The following is a 19,792-nucleotide window of genomic DNA, read 5'->3' on the forward strand; positions in this document are numbered from 1 at the left end:
ACCTCAACACCCGCCACGGGGCCGGCATCCGGCAAGGGCTCGGCACTCGCCGAGGTGTGGCCGCTGTCCCCGTTGCAGGAAGGGATGCTCTTCCACGCCGGGTTCGGCGACCAGGGGCCCGACGTCTACGTCATCCAGCGGACCCTGACCATCGACGGCCCCCTGGACGCGGACCGCTGGCACGCGTCCTGGCAGGCGCTGCTCGGCCGGCACGCGGCGCTCCGCGCCAGCTTCCACCGCCGCAAGTCGGGGGAGGCGGTACAGCTCGTCAGCCGGGAGGCCGTACTGCCCTGGCGTGACGCCGACCTGTCCGGCCTGCCCGAGGCCGACGCGCTCGCCGAGGTCGGACGGCTGGCAGCCGACGCGTGCGCGGAACGCTTCGACCTCGGGGTGGCGCCGCTGCTGCGGGTGCTGCTCGTACGCCTCGGCGCCGAGCGGCACTGCATGGTGCTGACGGCTCATCACATCCTGCTCGACGGCTGGTCCATGCCCATCCTCTTCGACGAGGCGACCACGGTGTACGCGGCGGGCGGCGACCCCTCGGTGCTGCGGCGCACCGCCTCCTACCGCGACTACCTGGCGTGGCTGGGCCGGCAGGACAAGGACGCCGCGCGGGCCGCGTGGCGCGCCGAACTGGCCGGGGACGGCGAGCCGACGCTCGTCGCCCCCGCGGACCCGGCCCGCACTCCCGAGCTGCCCGACCAGACCAAGGCCGACCTGCCGGCGTCCCTCACCCGCGCCCTCACCGACCTGGCCCGCCGCCACGGCCTGACCGTCAACACCGTCGTGCAGGGCGCCTGGGCGCTGCTCCTGGCCCGGCTGTCCGGGCGCGACGACGTGGTCTACGGCACGACCGTGGCGGTCCGCCCGCCGGAACTCCCCGGCGTCGAGTCGATGGTCGGCCTCTTCATCAACACGGTGCCGGTGCGGGTGCGCCTGGACGCGGGGCAGCCCGTGGTGGAGATGCTCAAGGACGTACAGAGCCGCCAGTCCGCGCTGCTCCCGCACCAGCACCTGGGCCTGGCCGACATCCAGAAGCACGCCGGTCCGGAAGCCGGCTTCGACACGCTGGTGGTGTACGAGAACTACCCGCGCCCGGCCGCCGAATCGGCCCCCGGCACGCTCACCTTCACCACGCTCGGCCTGCGCCAGGCCACCCACTACCCGCTGACCCTCGGCATCCTCCCCGGCGACCGGCTGGAGGTGGAGGTCTCCTACCGGCCCGACCTGGTCACCGCCGAGCTGGCCCGCGCGCTGGCCGGGCGGCTGGTGCGGGTGCTGGAGCAACTGATGGCGGACCCGTCGGTGCCGGTGGGCCGGGTCGACGTCCTGGACGCGGCCGAGCGGCACCGGACCGTGACGGAGTGGAACGCCACGGCGGCGGAGGCCGCGGGCGCCACCGTGCCGGAACTGTTCGCGGCACGCGTGGCGGCCGCGCCGGATGCCGTGGCCGTGACGGACGGGCGTCAAAGTGTTCAATTCGGTGAGTTGGACACCGGGTCGGACCGCCTCGCCGCGTACTTGCGCGGCCTGGGCGTCGGCCGTGGCGACCGGGTCGCGGTGCTGCTGGAGCGGTCGGCCGAGCTGATCACGTCGCTGCTGGCGGTGTGGAAGGCGGGCGCCGCGTACGTGCCGGTGGACGCCGGCTATCCGGCGGAGCGGGTCGCGTTCCTGCTGGCCGACTCGGGGCCCGCGCTCGTGCTGTGCACCGAGGCCACCCGCGCGGCGGTCCCGGCGGACCTGGCCGGGCAGACGGTCGTGCTGGACGACCCGAAGGTACGGACGGCGGTGGCGGAAGCACCGGCCGGTGATCCCCGACCGCCCCTGCGTTCTCAGGACTTGGCGTACGTGATGTACACCTCCGGCTCCACCGGCGTACCGAAGGGCGTCGGCGTGCCGCACGGCAGTGTGGCGGCGCTGGCCGGGGACCGCGACTGGGCGCTCGGCCCGGACGACGCGGTGCTGATGCACGCCCCGCACGCCTTCGACGCCTCCCTGTTCGAGACATGGGTGCCGCTGGTCTCCGGCGCCCGGGTGGCCGTGGCGGCGCCCGGCGCGGTGGACACGCAGCGGGTACGGGAGGCGGTGGCGGCGGGTGTCACGGCGGTGCACCTGACCGCCGGGGCCTTCCGGGTGGCCGCGCAGGAGGACCCGGCGTGCTTCGCCGGGCTGCGCGAGGTGCTGACCGGCGGTGACGTGGTGCCGGCGGCGTCGGTGGCGCGGGTGCGCGAGGCGTGCCCCGAGGTGCCCGTACGGCATCTGTACGGGCCCACCGAGACCACCCTGAGCGCCACCTGGCACCGGCTCCGGCCGGGCGGGCCCACCCCGGACGCCCTGCCGATCGGGCGCCCGCTGGCCAACCGGCAGGCGTACGTCCTCGACGCGTTCCTCCAGCCCGTACCGCCCGGCGTGGCCGGCGAGCTGTACCTGGCCGGCACGGGCCTGGCCCGCGGCTACCTCGACCGCCCCGGCGCGACGGCCGAACGCTTCGTCGCCTGCCCGTTCCCGCCCGGCATGGGGGTCCCCCGGCCGAAGGCTGGGGGAGGATGTACCGCACGGGCGACCTCGCGCGCTGGACGCCGGACGGCGAACTGCTCTTCGCCGGGCGCGCCGACGCGCAGGTCAAGGTGCGCGGCTACCGCATCGAACCGGGCGAGATCGAGGCCGTGCTCGCGGCCGCGCCGGGGGTGGCCCAGGCCGCCGTCGTCGCCCGCGAGGACCGGCCGGGCGAACGCAGGCTGGTCGGCTACGTGGTGGCGGCCGGGGACGGTACGGACGGCCAGGCTGTGCGCGAGCACCTGGCCCGCGTACTGCCGGACTACATGGTGCCCGCCGCCGTCCTCGTCCTGGACGCCCTGCCGGTCACGGCCAACGGCAAGGTCGACCGCAAGGCCTTGCCCGCCCCCGGCTTCGCCGGAAAGACCGCCGGACGCGCACCGCGCACGGCGGCGGAGGACATCCTGTGCGGGCTCTTCGCCGAACTGCTCGGCCTGGAACGGGTCGGCGCGGAGGACGGCTTCTTCCGGCTGGGCGGCGACTCGATCATGTCGATGCAGCTCGCCACCCGGGCCCGCCGCGAAGGGGTGGTCTTCAGCGCCCAGGACGTCTTCGAGCAGGAGACACCGGGCGCGCTGGCCGCCGTCGCCCGGCTCGCCGACGAGGTGCACGCCGCCCCGGACGCGGGCGTGGGCGAGGTGGCCTGGACCCCGGCCATGGCGGCGCTCGGGGAGTACGCGCTGAGCAGCGGCTTCGCGCAGTGGATGGTCGTCACCACCCCCGCGGGCCTGCGGCCGGACGTGCTCACCGGAGGGCTGGCCGCCGTACTGGACACCCACGACATGCTGCGGGCCCGCGTGGTGCACGCGGAGGGCGAGCCTCGCCTGGAAGTGCGGGGGCGCGGCACGGTCGACGCCGCCACCCTGCTCACCCGGGTCGACGCGGCGGACGTACCGGCCGCTGCCCTTTCCCTGGACGACATGGCCGACAGCGCGGCCAGGGAGGCGACCGGGCGGCTGGACACCGAGGGCGGCGTGCTGGTGCAGGCCGTCTGGCTGGACGCCGGGCCCACCGAGCCCGGCCGGCTGGCGCTCGTGGTGCACCACTTGGTGATGGACGGCGTGTCCTGGCGCATCCTGCTCCCGGACCTGCGAGCCGCCTGCGAAGCGGTGGCGGAGGGGCGCGTACCGGAACTCGACCCCGTCCCCACCTCCTTCCGGCAGTGGGCGGGCGCCCTCGCGGCCCAGGCCACCAACGAGGACCGAATAGCCGAGCTCCCTGACTGGGCAGCCCTGTTCAAGGACGCGGCACGTCCGCTCGGCGGACGGGCGCTCGACCCGGCCGAGGACACCTTGGCCGGAATGGTCTGGCGCACCTGGACGCTGCCGGGGCCGACGGCGGCCACCCTCGTCGGCACGGCCCCCGGGGTGTTCCACTGCGGCGTCCACGAAGTGCTGCTCGCGACACTGGCGGGCGCGGTGGCGCACGACCGGCCGGAAGCCCCGCTCGTCGTGGACGTCGAAGGACACGGGCGCGAACCGGCCGGCGGGGCGGACCTTTCCCGGACGGTGGGCTGGTTCACCAGCGTCCACCCGGTCCGCCTGGACGTCTCGGGCATCGACCTCGACGAGGCGCCGCGCGGCGGCCCGGCCGCCGGTGACCTGCTCAAACGCGTCAAGGAACAGGCCCGGGCAGTGCCCGGCGACGGCCTCGGCCACGCCCTGCTGCGCCACCTGAACCCGCTCACCGCACCGGAGTTGGACACCCTGCCGGACGCCCACATCGGGTTCAATTACCTGGGCAGGTTCGCGGGTGCGGGCCGGGCCGGAGCGCCGGGGGACGCCTGGCAGCCGGCCGGCACCTCGGTGGTCGGCAGTTCGGCCGACCCCCGCACACCCGCCCCGCACGCCCTGGAGGCGGGGGCGTACGTCAAGGACACCCCGGACGGACCGGAACTGACCCTCAGGCTCGGCGGGCCCGCCGGACTGTGGCCGGAGGCGGCCGCCGAGCGGCTGGGCCGGCGCTGGCTGGGCCTGCTGGACGGCTTGGCGGCACACACCGCCGACCCGGCCGCCGGCGGGCACACCGCCTCCGACTTCCCCCTGCTGGACCTCGGTCAGGACGAGGTCGAGGAGTTCGAAGCCGGTTTCGCGGACGGCGCCCCGTAACGCGCCCCGCGAGCCGCCGGCCGCACCTCGTAGCCCGATGAACGCATGCCGTTTTGAGGAGTAAGCGATGACCCGATCTCTTGTCGAGGACGTGTGGCCGCTCTCGCCGTTGCAGGAAGGGCTGCTGTTCCACGCCGCCTTCGACGAGGAGGGCCCGGACGTCTACCAGGGCCAGCGGACGCTGGCCCTGGACGGCCCGCTGGACGCGGACCGGCTGCGCGCCTCGTGGGAGGCGCTGGTCGCCCGGCACCCGGCGCTGCGGGCGGGCTTCCGGCGGCGCAGGTCGGGCGACGCGGTGCAGGTCGTCGCGCGTGAGGTGACGCTGCCGTGGCGGGAGGCCGACGTGTCGGGCCTGGCCGGGGCGGGAGCCGCCGCCGAGGCCGAACGGCTGGCCGCGGAGGAGCGGGCCGAGCGGTTCGACCCGGCGGTGCCGCCCCTGCTGCGCCTGCTGCTGATCCGCCTGGGCACCGACCGGCACCGGCTGGTCATCACCTCGCACCACGTCCTGATGGACGGCTGGTCGATGCCGGTGCTGCTCAACGAACTCACCACGGTGTACGCGGCGGACGGTGACGCGCGCGGGCTGCCCAGGGCGGCCCGCTACCGCGACTACCTGTCCTGGCTGAACCGCCAGGACAAGGACGCCGCCCGGCAGGCGTGGCGGGCCGAACTGGCCGGCAACGACGAGCCGACCCTGGTGGCACCGGCCGACCCGGCCCGGCTGCCGGTGGTGCCCGAGAGCCTGATCAGCGAGATCCCCGAGGATCTGACGCGCGGCCTGGTGGGGCTGGCCCGCGCCCATGGGCTGACGGTGAACACCGTGGTGCAGGGCGCCTGGGCGCTGCTCCTGGCGCGGCTCGCCGGGCGCGACGACGTGGTGTTCGGCGCCACGGTGGCCGGCCGCCCCGACGCGCTGCCCGGTGTCGAGTCGATGGTGGGCCTGTTCATCAACACGCTGCCGGTCCGCGTCCGGCTGGACGGCGGACAGCCGCTGCACCGGCTCCTCGCGGGCATCCAGGAGCGGCAGACCGCCCTCATGTCCCACCAGCACCTGGGGCTGGGCGAGATCCAGAAACTGGCCGGGCCCGGGGCGGTCTTCGACACCCTGGTGGTCTTCGAGAACTATCCGGCGGCGCCCGCCGGGGCGACCGGCCCGGACGCCTTCACCCTGCGCTTCGTCGAAGGGCGGGAGACCTCCCATTACCCCTTCACCCTGGTCGTCGTGCCGGGCGAGCGGATGCTCTGCAAGCTCGACTTCCGCCCGGACCTGTTCGACCGCCGTACCGCCGAGGCCGTCTTCGCCCGGCTGGTACGGGTGCTGGAGCAGGTGGTGGCCGACCCGTCGGCGCCGGTGGGCCGGGTCGGCGTCCTGGGGACGGACGAGCGGCACCTGGTCGTGGACGGCTGGAACGCGACGGCTGCAAAGGCGGCGGGACCGTCGGTGCCGGAGCTGTTCGCCCGGCGCGTGGCGTCGGCGCCGGACGCCGTGGCCGTCCGGGACGAGCGGCGGACGCTGACGTACGGCGGGCTGGACGCCGAAGCGGGCCGCTTGGCCGCGTACTTGCACGGTGCGGGCGTGCGGCGCGGCGACCGGGTCGCGGTGGTGCTGGAACGGTCCGCCGACCTGGTGGTGGCGCTGCTGGCAGTGTGGAGGGCCGGGGCGGCGTACGTGCCGGTGGACGCCGGGTACCCGGCGGAACGGATCGCGTTCATGCTGGCCGACGCGCGGCCGGCGGCCGTGCTGTGCACGGAGGCGACGCGCTCGGCGGTGCCGGTCGACGCGGACGGACGGCTGGTGGTGCTGGACACGCCGGAGGTCGCGGAGTACGGCGGCCAGGCCGCCGAACCCCCGCTCACGGCCGACGACATGGCGTACGTGATGTACACCTCCGGCTCGACCGGGGAGCCGAAGGGCGTGTCCGTGCCGCACGGGAGCGTCGCGGCGCTGACCGGCAGCCGCGGCTGGGCGCTCGGCCCGGACGACGCGGTGCTGATGCACGCTCCGCACGCCTTCGACGTGTCGCTGTTCGAGATCTGGGCGCCGCTGGTCTCCGGCGGCCGCGTCGAGGTGGCGCGGCCGGGCGCGGTGGACGCGCAGCGGATCCGCGAAGCGGTGGCGGGCGGCGTGACGGCGGTGCATGTCACGGCCGGGCTGTTCCGGGTGGTGGCGGACGACTCGCCGGAGTGCTTCGCCGGGTTGCGCGAGGTGCTGACCGGCGGTGACGTGGTGCCGGCGGCGTCGGTGGCGCGGGTGCGCGAGGCGTGCCCCGAGGTGTCCGTACGGCATCTGTACGGGCCGACCGAGGTCACGCTGTGCGCCACCTGGCACGTCCTGCGGCCCGGTGCCGACGCGGGCCCGGAGCTGCCGGTGGGCCGCCCGCTGGACAACCGGCAGGTGTACGTCCTGGACGCGTTCCTCCAGCCCGTACCGCCGGACGTCGTCGGCGAGCTGTACGTCGCGGGCACCGGCCTGGCCCAGGGCTACTGGCAGCGCGCGGGGCTCAGCGCCGAACGCTTCGTGGCGTGCCCGTTCGGCACCGGCATGGGGTCCCTCGGCCGAAGGCCGGGGAGGATGTACCGGACCGGCGACCTGGTGCGCTGGACGCCCGAGGGCGAGCTGGTCTTCGTCGGGCGGGCGGACGCGCAGGTCAAGGTGCGCGGGTTCCGGGTCGAGCTGGGCGAGGTGGAGGCGGCGCTGGCCGCGCACCCGGCCGTCGGCCAGGCCGTGGTCGTGGCCCGTACGGACGGCCCCGGTGAACGGCGCCTGGTGGGTTACGTGGTGCCCGACGGGCAGGAGGCGGACGCGGACCAGATCCGCGAGCACGTCGCCAAGGTGCTGCCGGACTACATGGTTCCGGCGGCCGTGCTGGTGCTGCCGTCCCTGCCGGTGACGGTCAACGGCAAGGTGGACCGGGTGGCGCTGCCCGCCCCCGACTTCGCCGGGCGGGTGTCCGGGCGGGCCCCGCGCACCCCGGCCGAAGAGCTGCTGTGCGGTCTGTTCGCCGAGGTGCTGGGCCTGGAGCGGGTGGGGGCCGACGACGGCTTCTTCGCCTTGGGCGGCGACTCGATCGGCTCCATGCAGCTGGTGTCGCGGGCCCGCCGCGCCGGACTCGTGCTGACGCCTCGTCAGGTATTCGACCTCAAGACGCCCTGGCGGCTGGCGGCGGTGGCGGCCCCGGCCGACGCCGCGGCCCGCACCGGCTCCGACACGGGCGACGGCGAGATCCCGTGGACGCCCGTGATGCGGGCGCTGGGGGAGCGCGCCGCCCGTCCCGGCTTCGCCCAGTGGACGGTCATGGGCGCGCCGGCCGGGCTGGGACTCGACGCGCTGACCGCCGGGCTGGCCGCCGTACTGGACACCCACGCCGTCCTGCGGGCCCGGGCCGTCACCGGCGAGCGGCCCACGCTGCACGTGCCCGGCCGCGGCGCGGTGGACGCCGCCGCGCTGGTCACCCGTACCGACGCCACGGAAGCGCCGGAAGGCGCCCTGGACGGCATCGCCGAGGACGCGGCCCGCGAGGCCGCCGCCCGGCTGGACCCGGCCGCCGGTGAGATGGTCCGGGCCGTGTGGGTGGACGCCGGCCCGCACCGGACCGGACGGCTGGCCCTGGTCGCCCACCACCTGGTCGTGGATGGCGTGTCCTGGCGCATCCTCGCCCCAGACCTGCAAGCAGCCTGCGAAGCGGTCGCCGCGGGCGAGGTACCCGAACTGGACCCCGCCGGCACGTCTTTCCGCAGGTGGGCGGAGCTGCTCACCGACCAGGCTGTCGACGCGGCCCGCACCGCCGAACTCGCCGACTGGACCGCCCTGCTCGACACCACGGCCCCCCAGCTCGGCACCCGTACACCCGACCCGGACACCGACACCGCGGCCACCCTGCGCCGCCGCTCCTGGACGCTGACCGGCGCGACGGCCGCGGCCGTGCTGAACCGTGCCCCGGCGGCGTTCCACTGCGGAGCCCACGACGTGCTGCTGGCGTCGCTGGTCGGCGCGGTCGCCCACCGGCGGCCCGGGGCCGGCACCGCGCTCCTGGTGGACGTGGAAGGACACGGCCGGGAACCGCTCGACGGCACCGACCTGACCCGTACGGTGGGCTGGTTCACCAGCGTCCACCCGGTCCGCCTGGACCTCTCCGGGCTCGACCTGACCCAGGCCCTGACGGGCGGACCCGCGGCCGGGACACTGCTCAAGACCGTCAAGGAACAGGCACGCGCCGTGCCCGGCGACGGTCTGGGGTACGAGCTGCTGCGCCACCTCAACCCGGAGACCGGCCCCACCCTGGCCGCCCTCCCGGCCCCGCAGGTCGGCTTCAACTACCTCGGCCGCTTCGCCGCGGGCGCGGACGGCGGCACCGTCGGCCCGTGGCAGACGGCCGGCGCCACCGCGATCGGCGGTACGGCCGCGCCGGACCTGCCCGTCCCACACGCCCTGGAGGCGAGCGCCGTCGTCCGCGACACCCCGGACGGGCCGGAACTGGACCTCGCGCTGACCTGGCCCGCCGCCCTCCTCGACGAGACCGCGGTGGACGGACTCGGCCAGGCCTGGCTGGACCTCCTCGGCGGCCTGGCCGCCCACACCGGGAGCCCCGGCGCGGGCGGACACACCCCCGGCGACTTCCCGCTCCTGGACATCACCCAGGAGAGCGTGACGGCGCTGGAGACCGCCGTGCCGTCCCTGACGGACATCTGGCCGCTGTCGCCCCTCCAGGAAGGACTGCTCTTCCACGCCGCTTTCGACGAAGAAGGCCCGGACGTCTACGAGACCCAGCGGCTGCTGGAACTGAACGGCCCCCTGGACGCCGCCCGGCTGCGCGCCTCCTGGCAGGCACTGCTCGCCCGGCACGACGCGCTGCGGGCCAGCTTCCACCAGCGGGAGTCCGGCGACACCGTGCAGGTCGTCGCCGGGAACGTCGAACTGCCCTGGGGCGAGGCGGACGTGTCGGCGCTTCCGGAACCCGAGCGGCAGGCCGCACTGGACCGGCTGGCCGCCAACGAGCGGGCCCGGCGCTTCGACCTCGCGTCGGCACCGCTGCTGCGGCTGCTCCTCGTACGCCTGGCGGAGAACCGGCACTTCCTCGTCGTCACCAGCCACCACATCCTGCTGGACGGATGGTCGATGCCGATCGTCCTGGACGAACTGGGCGCGGCCTACGCCGCGGGCGGCGACGGCGCGGGTCTGAAGCGGACCGCCTCCTACCGCGACTACCTGGCCTGGCTGGGCGAGCAGGACAAGGACGCCGCGCGCGCCGCCTGGCAGGCGGAACTCGCCGGCGCCGAGGAATCCACCCTGGTGGCCCGCTCCGACCAGGGCCGGGCCCCGGCGGAGCCCGAGACCGACGCCGCCGAACTCTCCGAGGACGGCACCCGGGCCCTGACCCTGCTGGCCCGGCAGCACGGCCTGACCGTCAACACCGTGGTGCAGGGCGCCTGGGCGATGGTGCTGTCGCGCCTGGCCGGGCGGATCGACGTGGTGTTCGGCGGCACCGTCTCCGGCCGCCCGCCGGAGCTGCCCGACGTCGAGTCGATGGTCGGCCTGTTCATCAACACCCAGCCGGTACGGGTACGGCTCGACGGCGCCGAACCGGTCCTGCGGATGCTCACCGGCCTCCAGGAGCGCCAGTCGGCGCTCATGGCCCACCAGCACCTCGGCCTGCCGGAGGTGCAGGGCCTGGCCGGTCCCGGCGCGGTCTTCGACACCATGCTGATGTTCGAGAACTACCCGCGGACCACCGCCACCCTGTCCGCCTCCATGCGGGCGGGGGGCGAGGTGACGATCTCCCAGGCGAACCTGGTGGCGGGCACCCACTACCCGCTGGCCGTGGGCGTCGTCCCCGGCGACCGGCTGCGGGTCTACGTGACGTACCGGCCGGACCTGTTCGACCGGCGCGAGGCCCGGCAACTGGGCGAGCGCGTCGTCCGCGTACTGGAACAGGTCGTGGCGGACCCGCGGGCGCCCGTCGGCCGGATCGGCGTCCTGGACGCGCCGGAACACCACCGTGCCGTGGCGGAGTGGAACCCGGATGCCGTCGTGGAGTTGTCCGCCGCCTCGGTGCCGGAGCTGTTCGCCCGCCAGGTGGCCCGTGCCCGCTCGGCGGTGGCCGTGGCGGACGGGGGTCGGACTGTTCAATATGGCGAGTTGGACAGCGAGTCGGACCGTCTCGCCGCGTACTTGGGCGGCCTCGGCGTGGGCCGTGGTGACCGGGTCGCGGTGATGATGGAGCGCTCGGCCCACCTGATCGCGGTGCTGCTGGGCATCTGGAAGGCCGGAGCGGCGTACGTGCCGGTCGACGCCGGATACCCGGCGGAACGAGTCGCGTTCATGCTGGCCGACTCGGGCCCGTCGGCCGTGCTGTGCACCGAGGCCACCCGGACGGCGGTGCCGGTGGACGCGGCCGGGCAGGTGGTCGTGCTGGACACGCCGGAGGTACGGGCGGCCGTGGCGGCGTGCGCGGCCGGAGGACCGCAACCGCCCGTATCCGCGCATGACTTGGCGTACGTGATGTACACCTCCGGCTCCACCGGTGTGCCCAAGGGCGTCGGCGTGCCGCACGGCAGTGTGGCGGCACTGGCGGCGGACCGCGGCTGGGCCCTCGGCCCGGACGACGCGGTACTGCTGCACGCCCCGCACGTCTTCGACGCCTCGCTGTACGAGATCTGGGCGCCGCTGGCCACCGGCGGCCGCGTGGTGGTCGCCGCCCCCGGCACGGTCGACGCCCGGCGCGTCCGCGAGGCGGTGGCGGCGGGCGTGACGGCCGTACACCTCACGGCGGGCCTGTTCCGTGTGGTCGCCGAGGAGTCCCCGGACTGCTTCGCGGGCCTGCGCGAGGTGCTGACCGGCGGCGACGTGGTCCCGGCCGGTTCCGTCGCCCGCGTACGCGAAGCGTGCCCCGGCGTCGTGGTCCGGCACATGTACGGGCCGACCGAGACCACCCTGTGCGCCACCTGGCGGCCGCTGCGGCCGGGTGAGCCGGTGGCGGACGGCGTGCTGCCCATCGGGCGTCCGCTGGACGGCCGCCGGGCGTATGTGCTCGACGCCTTCCTGCGGCCCGTGCCGCCGGGTGTGGACGGTGAGCTGTACCTGGCCGGCGCGGGACTGGCGCGCGGCTACCTCGACCGTGCCGGCGCGACGGCCGAACGGTTCGTCGCCTGCCCGTTCCCGCCCGGCATGGGGTCCCCCCGGCCGAAGGCTGGGGGAGGATGTACCGCACGGGCGACCTGGCGCACTGGACGTACGACGGTGAACTGGTCTTCGCCGGGCGGACGGACACCCAGGTCAAGGTGCGCGGCTACCGGGTGGAACCGGGCGAGGTGGAAGCGGCGCTGGCCGGACACCCGGCGGTCGCCCAGGCCGTGGTGGTGGCCCGCGAGGACCGGCCCGGCGAGCGGCGCCTGATCGGGTACGTCGTGCCGGACGGGACGGCCGTGGACGCCGAGGCGGTCCGCGAGCACGTGGCCGGGCTGCTGCCCGAGTACCTGGTCCCGGCCGCCGTGGTGGCCCTCGACACGCTCCCGGTGACCGCGAACGGCAAGGTCGACCGGGCCGCGCTGCCCGCGCCCGACTTCGCCGCGCGAGCCTCGCGGCGGGCACCGCGCACCGGCACCGAAGAGACCCTGTGCGCCCTGTTCGCCGAGGTGCTGGGCCTGGACCAGGTCGGCGTCGAGGACAGCTTCTTCGAGCTGGGCGGCGACTCGATCATGTCGCTGCAACTGGTGTCACGGGCCCGGCGCGCCGGAGTGGTCGTCACGCCCTGGCAGGTGTTCGAGGAGAAGACCCCGGAACGGCTGGCCGAGGTGGCCGAGACGGCCGGGGACGACACCGCGGCCGCGCCGGAACCGGCCGGCACCGGATCGGGCGAGGTCGCGTGGACCCCGGTCGTACGGGCCCTCGGCGTATCCGCCGCGACACGCGGCGAGTTCGCGCAGTGGGCCGTCGTCGGCGCACCGGCCGGGCTCGGCCAGGACGTCCTGGCCGCCGGGCTGGCCGCCGTACTGGACACCCACGCCATGCTGCGGGCCAAGGTGACCGACGGCCCCGAAACCGACGGCCCCGAACCGGCGCTGCACGTCGCCCCGCGCGGCGCGGTGGACGCCGCCGCGCTGGTCAGCCGCGTCGACGCCACGCACGTACCGGACGACGGCCTGGACGGGGCGGCTGACCGGGCCGCTCGGGAGGCGGTACGCCGCCTGGCGCCCGCCGACGGCGTCCTGGTGCAGGCGGTGTGGCTGGACGCCGGTCCCGCGCGGACCGGCCGGCTGGTGCTCGCCGTCCACCACCTGGTCGTCGACGGCGTCTCCTGGCGCATCCTCGTCCCGGACCTGCAAGCCGCCTGCGAAGCCGTCGCGGCGGACCGCGAGCCGGACCTCGACCCGGTCGGCACGGCCTTCGCCCAGTGGTCGGCCCTGCTCACCGAACAGGCGGCGGACCCCGCACGCACCGCCGAACTGGAGCACTGGACCGCCCTCCTGGACGGCACCGACCCCCTGGTGGGCGAGCGCGCACTCGACCCGGAGCAGGACACCGCGGCAACCGTCCGACGCCTCACCTGGACCGTGCCCGCCACCGCGGCCGCGGTCCTGGCGGCCCAGGCACCGGCCGCCTTCCACTGCGGCGTCCACGACGTGCTGCTGGCCACGCTGGCCGCCGCCGTGACCCGGCGGCAGCAGGAGCGTGGCCAGGACACCGGCGCCGGAGTCCTGGTGGACGTCGAAGGACACGGGCGCGAGCCGGTCGCGGGCGCCGACCTCTCCCGTACGGTCGGCTGGTTCACCAGCACGCACCCGCTGCGGCTGCGGCTGGCCGGTCTCGACCTGGCCCAGGCCCTGACGGGCGGGCCCGCGGCCGGGACACTGCTCAAGACCGTCAAGGAACAGGCGCGTGCCGTGCCCGGCGACGGTCTGGGGTACGAGCTGCTGCGCCACCTCAACCCCGAGACCGGCCCCGTACTGGCCGCCCTCCCCGCCCCGCAGATCGCCTTCAACTATCTTGGCCGCTTCACCGCCGGGTCCGCCCCGGAGACGGTCGCGCCCTGGCAGATGGCCGGTGAGGCGGCGCTCGGCGGCTCGGTGGACGAGAGCATGCCTGCCCGGCACGCTCTGGAAGCGGGCGCGGTGGTCCAGGACGGCCCCGACGGGCCCGGGCTGACCCTGACCCTCAGCTGGCCCGGCGGACTGCTGGACGAGGACGCCGTACGGCGGCTCGGACAGGACTGGCTCACGGCGCTCGGCGGCCTGGCCGCCCACACCGACGGGCCGGGCGCGGGCGGGCACACCCCTCCGACTTCTCCCTCCTGGAGCTGACCCAGGACACCGTGGAGGAGCTGGAGACGGCCGTGCCGTCCCTGGCCGACATCTGGCCGCTGTCACCCCTCCAGGAAGGGCTGCTGTTCCACGCCGCGTTCGACGAGGACGGTCCGGACATCTACGAGGGCCAGCGGATGATGGAGCTGACCGGCCCGCTCGACGTCGCCCGGCTGCGGGCCACGTGGGAGACGCTGCTGATACGCCACCCGTCCCTGCGGGCCAGCTTCCACCCGCGCGCGTCGGGCGAGACCGTGCAGGTCATCGCCCGGGACGTGCCGCTGCCGTGGCGCGAGGCCGACCTGTCGGACGTGGCCGCCGACGCGGTACCGGCCGCCCTCCGGGAACTGGCCGACGGCGACCGCGAGCACCGGCTGGACCTGACGGTCGCGCCGCTGCTGCGGCTGCTGCTGGTCCGGCTCGCCGAGCGGCGGCACATGCTGGTGCTGACCAGCCACCACATCGTCAAGGACGGCTGGTCGCTGCCGGTCCTCATCAACGAGATGGCCGCCGTGTACGCGGCGGGCGGCCACGACCGCACCCTGCCGCCGGCCACCTCCTACCGGGAGTACCTGACCTGGCTGGACCGCCAGGACAAGGCGGCCGCCCGGGCCGCGTGGCGGGCGGAACTGGCCGGAGTGGACGAGCCGACCAGCGTGGTCCCGGCCGAACTGGTCCGGGCCCCCGCCGTGCCCGAACGCATCCGCTTCGAGCTGACCGACGACCTCACCCGGCGGCTGACCGAGCTGACCCGCGGCCTCGGCCTGACCACGAACACCGTGCTCCAGGGCATGTGGGCCCTGCTGCTGGCCCGGCTGACCGGCCGCGACGACGTGGTCTTCGGCACCACCGTGGCCGGCCGCCCGCCGGAGCTGCCGGGCGTCGAGTCGATGATCGGCCTGTTCATCAACACCCTGCCGGTCCGCGTCCACCTGGACGGCGCCCAGCCGGTCGTCGACATGCTCACCGACCTTCAGCGCCGCCGTACCGGGCTCATGGCCCACCAGCACGTCGGGCTGCCGGAGATCCAGCACCTCGCCGGGCCCGGCGCGACCTTCGATACGCTCGTGGTCTACGAGAACTACCCGCAGCCGCCCGAGGCGCCCGCCGACCCGGACTCCCTCGCCGTACGCCCGGCCGGGATCCCCGAGGACCGGGGCCACTACCCCCTCACCTGGATCGTGGCCCCCGGAGAGCGGGCGCAGGGCGACTTCATCTACCGCCCGGACGTCTTCCCGCGGGCCCGAGCCGAGCGGATGCAGGCCGCACTGGTCCGTGCCCTGGAACAGGTGGTCGCGGACCCGACGACGCCCGTGGGCCGCGTCCGGCTCCTGGGCGAGGACGAACGCGAGCTGGTCGAGACGCGGTGGAACCGGACCGCGGTGCCGGCCCCGGCCGCCACCCTGCCGGACCTGTTCGCCCGCCAAGCCGCCGCGTCCCCGGACGCGACGGCCCTGGTGTCGGACGACCGCACACTGACCTACGGCGAACTGGCGCAGGAGGCCGGCCGCCTGGCCCGCCACCTGACCGGGCTCGGCGTCGGGCCGGAGCAGCGCGTCGCGGTCGCCGTGCAGCGGTCGGCGGCCATGGTGACCGCCGTACTGGCCGTGGTGGCGGCGGGCGGCGCGTTCGTACCGGTGGACCCGGCACACCCGGCGGAGCGCATGGCGTACGTCCTCGCCGACGCCGGACCGCCGGTCGTGCTGTGCACCACGCGGACCCGGCACGTCGTACCGGACGGGTACACCGGACGCGTCGTGGTCCTGGACGACCCGGCGGTGGCGGCCGAGATCGCCGCCCTGCCAGGCGGCCCGCTGACCGACGCCGAGCGGACCGCGCCGCTGCGCCCGGCCCACGCGGCGTACGTCACCTACACGTCCGGCTCCACCGGACGGCCCAAGGGCGTCGTCGTCCCGCACGCGGGCGTGGGCAACCTGGCCCGCGCCCAGATCGAACGGTTCGCGGTGACACCGCGGTCCCGGGTCCTGCAGATGGCGTCGCTGAGCTTCGACGCCGCGGTATCCGAACTGTGCATGGCCCTGCTGTCCGGCGCCGCCTCGGTCGTCCCCGGCGCGGAAGGGCTGCCGCCCCACGTGGCGCTGGGCGCCGCGCTGCGCCGCTGGGACATCACCCACGCCACGGTCCCGCCGAGCGTGCTGGCGGTGGCCGAGGAACTGCCCGCGACGCTGGAGACGCTGACCGTGGCGGGCGAGGCCTGCCCGCCGGGCCTGCCCGCCCGCTGGGCCGGGACCCGGCGCATGGTCAACGCGTACGGGCCGACCGAGACGACGGTGTGCGCGACGATGAGCGCCCCGCTGACACCGGACGCCGAGGTGGTGCCGATCGGCCGGCCGATCGCCAACTCCGGCACGTACGTGCTGGACGCCTTCCTCCAGCCGGTACCGCCGGACGTCGCCGGCGAGCTGTACGTCACCGGCGTCAACCTCGCCCGCGGCTACCTCGACCGCCCGGGCCTGACCGCGGAACGCTTCGTGGCCTGCCCGTTCACGCCCGGCATGGGGACCCCCGGCCGAAGGCCGGGGAGGATGTACCGCACCGGCGACGTGGCACGCTGGACGCCGGACGGCGACCTGGTCTTCGTCGGCCGCGCCGACGCCCAGGTCAAGGTACGCGGCTACCGCGTCGAGCCGGGCGAGGTGGAGGCCGCGCTGGCCACCCACCCGGCCGTGGCCCAGGCCGTCGTGGTGGCCCGCGAGGACCGGCCCGGCGAACGCCGCCTGGTCGGCTACGTGGTCGCGGACACGGCCACCGGCGACCGCGACGAACGGCTCGAGCAGGAACACGTCGGCGAGTGGCAGGACCTGTACGACACGCTGCACGCCAACCCGGAGTCCGACGTCCTCGGCGAGAACTTCGCCGGCTGGAACAGCAGTTACGACGGGCAGCCCATCCCGCTGGAGCAGATGCGCGAATGGCGGGCCCGCACCGTCGAACGCATCCGGGCCCTGCGCCCCCGCCGGGTGCTGGAGCTCGGCGTCGGCACCGGCCTGCTCCTGTCGCACATCGCTCCCCACTGCGAGACGTACTGGGGCACCGACTTCTCCGCCACGGCGATCGAGGAGCTGCGGCGGCACGTGAGCGGCGACAAGGAACTGGCCGAACGGGTCGAGCTGCGCACCCAGGCCGCGCACGAGGACGAGGGCCTGCCCGCCGGGTACTTCGACACGATCGTGCTCAACTCGGTCGCGCAGTACTTCCCCAACGCCGGATACCTCCAAGAGGTCGTCGAGCGGGCCGTACGGCTGCTGGCACCGGGCGGCGCGCTGTTCGTCGGAGACGTACGCAACGTCCGTCTCCTGCGGGCACTGGCCACCGCCGTGCACGCGGGCCGCGCGACGCACGACGGCGACCCGGCCGCACTGCGGCGGGCCGTGGAGCGCAGCGTCGTCCTGGAGAAGGAACTCCTGGTCGACCCGGAGTTCTTCACCGCGCTGCGGGACCGGCTGCCGGACACCGCCGGAGTGGACATCCAGCTCAAGCGCGGACACCACCACAACGAGCTGACCCGCTACCGCTACGACGTGACGCTGCACAAGCGGGGAGCCGCCGTGCTCTCCCTCGACGGCGCGCCCGAGCGGGACTGGGCCGCGCACAACGGCGGCCTCACCGCGCTGCGGCGCCACCTGGACGCCGAACGCCCGGACCGGCTGCGCGTCACCGGTGTGCCCAACACCCGGGTCGCGCACGAGGCGGCACTCGCCCGTACCGTCCAGGACGGCGGGGACCCGGCACAGCCGGAAGCCGCCGGTACGGGACACCGGCGCCCGGGCGGCGACACCCCCGACGTCGAGGCGTTCCACGAGCTGGGGGAGAGCCTGGGCTACTGGGTGGGCGCCACCTGGTCCACCGGCACGCCGGAGACACTGGATCTCGCGTTCGTCCGCGCCGACCTGGCCGACGGCAGCGCGCCGGTGGACACGTACGTCCCCGGCGCGGGCCCGGCGGACCCGGCGGCCCCGCTGACGGCGTGGACCAACGCGCCCGCCGCGGGCCGCGACACCGGGGCGCTGCTGGCCGCCCTGCGCGAACACGTCGCCGAGCGGCTGCCCGAGTACATGGTCCCCGCCGCCCTGGTGCCGCTGGACCGGCTGCCGCTCACTCCGAACGGCAAGACCGACCGCGCGGCGCTGCCCGCGCCGGACTTCGCCGGCCAGATCTCCGGACGCGCGCCGCGCACTCCGGTGGAAGAGACCCTGTGCGCCCTGTTCGCCGAGGTCCTCGGGCTCGAACGGGTGGGTATCGACGACAACTTCTTCCACGTGGGCGGCGACTCCGTCATGTCGATGCAGCTGGCCTCCCGGGCCCGCCGCGCCGGACTGACCCTGACGCCACGCCAGGTCTTCGAGCAGCCGACCCCCGAACGCCTTGCCGAGGCCGTGGAATCGGACCGGGCGGCGGACCGCGCTCGGGCGGCCGGGAACGTGGGCACCGGCGAGATCGCACCGACCCCCGCCATGCGGGAACTGGGCGCACACGCCTTCGGCCGGGGCCTCGCCGAGTGGATCGTCGTCACCGCGCCGGCCGGCCTGCGGACGCACACCCTGACCGCCGGCCTCGCCGCCGTACTGGACACGCACGACATGCTGCGGGCCCGGGTACGGCCGGACGACGACGGGCGGCCGGTGCTGGTGGCCGGTGAACGCGGCACGGTGGACGCCGAATCGGCCGTCCTCCGTATCGACGGCACCCGCATCCCCGACGACGACCTGGACGCCGTCGCGGACCGGGCAGGCCGCGAGGCGGCGGAACAGCTGGACCCCGCCACCGGCCCCGCGCTCCGCGCCGTGTGGCTCGACGCCGGGGACGGGCGTACCGGCCGGCTGGCCCTCGCGGCCCACCGCCTCGTCGTGGACGAGCCGTCCTGGCGCGTCCTGGTCACCGACCTCGCGGCGGCCTGCGCCGCCGTGGCGGCCGACGTCGTACCGGAACTCGCACCCGTCGGTACGTCCTTCCGGCGGTGGGCGGCGGACCTGGACGCGCCGCCGGCCGAGGAGAGCGGGACCACCACCGGGGAACGGTTCGCCGCCGGCCCCGTACAGCACCGGACGTGGACCGTACCGCGCGAGACCGCGGCCACCCTGCTGCACCGCACCCTGCCCCTCTACCACTGCGAGCCCGACGAGGTGCTGCTCGCGGCCCTGGCGGGCGCCATCGCCCGCCAAGGGGACGGCGAACCCGTCCTGGTGGCCGTCGAGGCGGACGGCAGGCGGTCGGCACCGGACGCGGACGACGGGGAACTGGCCCGTACCGTCGGCCGGTTCACCCGCACCCGCCCCGTGCGGCTGGACCTGTCCGGCACCGATTTGGACGGGGCTTGGGCAGGCGGACCGGCGGCCGGTACGTTGTTGAAGGCCGTCAAGGAACACCTGCGTGCCGACCCCGGGGCCGACGCGGTCCCGGACGCCCTGCCGGAACCCCGCCTCTCCTTCACCCACCGGGACCGGACCCGCACCGGACCCGCGGACACGCCCTGGCAGCCGGCCGGGCCCGCGGCCACCGGCGGTACGACCCGGCAGGGTCCGGCCACCCCGTACGACCTGGAGGCGAGCACCGTCCTCCGGGGCACCCCGGACGAGCCGGAACTGACCCTCACACTCGGCCGGACCGCACGCACCGCGGACGCGGTGGCCGAGCGCGTCGGCCGGGCCTGGCTGGACCTGCTGGCCGCTCTGGCCGCGCACACCACCGATCCCACGGCGGGCGGTCACACCCCCTCCGACTTCGGCCTCCTCGATCTCGCCCAGCGGCAGATCGACGAGCTGGAAGCCGGGTTCACCAATGACTAGCGACCGAGCACGACGAGGCGTTGG

4 protein-coding genes and 1 pseudogene are annotated in these 19,792 nt (G+C 75.4%); all 5 read left to right on the plus strand.

What is annotated here, in order from left to right; translation table 11 throughout:
- Positions 1-84: 84 nt before the first annotated feature.
- Positions 85-2,451, plus strand: a pseudogene (locus ACEXOX_RS39535) (non-ribosomal peptide synthetase); the annotation flags it as partial.
- 95 nt (positions 2,452-2,546) lie between these two features.
- The gene (locus ACEXOX_RS39540; RefSeq protein WP_406525544.1) at positions 2,547-4,664 is read left to right on the plus strand and encodes a condensation domain-containing protein; all 2,118 of its coding nucleotides are present in this window, start codon (positions 2,547-2,549) and stop codon (positions 4,662-4,664) included.
- Positions 4,665-4,731: 67 nt separating this feature from the next.
- Positions 4,732-12,057: an amino acid adenylation domain-containing protein gene (locus tag ACEXOX_RS39545; RefSeq protein WP_406525545.1), complete on the plus strand. Its 7,326-nt coding sequence runs from the start codon at positions 4,732-4,734 to the stop codon at positions 12,055-12,057.
- A complete protein-coding gene (locus ACEXOX_RS39550; RefSeq protein WP_406526621.1) occupies positions 12,021-13,961 on the plus strand; it encodes a condensation domain-containing protein in 1,941 nt (646 codons plus the stop codon). Before ACEXOX_RS39545 ends, ACEXOX_RS39550 begins: the two co-directional genes overlap by 37 nt.
- An 11-nt stretch (positions 13,962-13,972) precedes the next feature.
- Complete coding sequence (locus ACEXOX_RS39555; RefSeq protein WP_406525546.1) at positions 13,973-19,768, plus strand: amino acid adenylation domain-containing protein; 5,796 nt, start codon at positions 13,973-13,975, stop codon at positions 19,766-19,768.
- Positions 19,769-19,792: the final 24 nt, after the last annotated feature.

Origin of the sequence: Streptomyces sp. Ac-502, from assembly GCF_045222935.1 — a bacterium.
Classification (GTDB): Bacteria; Actinomycetota; Actinomycetes; order Streptomycetales; family Streptomycetaceae; genus Streptomyces; species Streptomyces monomycini.